The organism is Streptomyces glomeratus, from assembly GCF_021462825.1.
GTDB classification, from domain to species: domain Bacteria; phylum Actinomycetota; class Actinomycetes; order Streptomycetales; family Streptomycetaceae; genus Streptomyces; species Streptomyces glomeratus.
The window spans coordinates 1-338 of record NZ_JAKEEB010000121.1; the positions used below are offsets into that span (position 1 = coordinate 1).

Annotated in this window: 1 protein-coding gene; it reads right to left on the reverse strand. The window is 68.9% G+C overall.

Annotated elements, in window-relative coordinates; all coding sequences use genetic code 11:
* Positions 1-338: transposase (locus tag LZ604_RS35600; RefSeq protein ID WP_234520377.1), on the reverse strand; the 338-nt coding region annotated here is incomplete at both ends.

Genomic DNA, 338 nt, shown 5'->3' on the forward strand with positions numbered 1-338 from the left:
CGTCCGGCGCTTTCAGCCTTGGCGTGCAGGATCGTCAGGAACACCCCCCATCCGGCATCAGAGATCGAGTGGTTGAGCCCGGCCTTCGCCGCCGCCCCGTTGGGAAGGAAACTGCCCGGCTGGTCAGGGTCGGGCTTCGGCACGGGGGCCTTGACCATGTTGCGGATCTCAAGGTCTTCGTGCGCGATGAAGTCGTGGTCGCGAACCAGATCCAAGGCGGTCTTGTGGGCGTGGTCCAGGCGCTGGCGTCGGACCTTGCGGTGCAGGTCGGCAACGCGCTGGACGGCTCGGCGGTGGTTGGCGGTGCGCTTGTCGCGGCGGGCGCGGGGGAAGCGGGC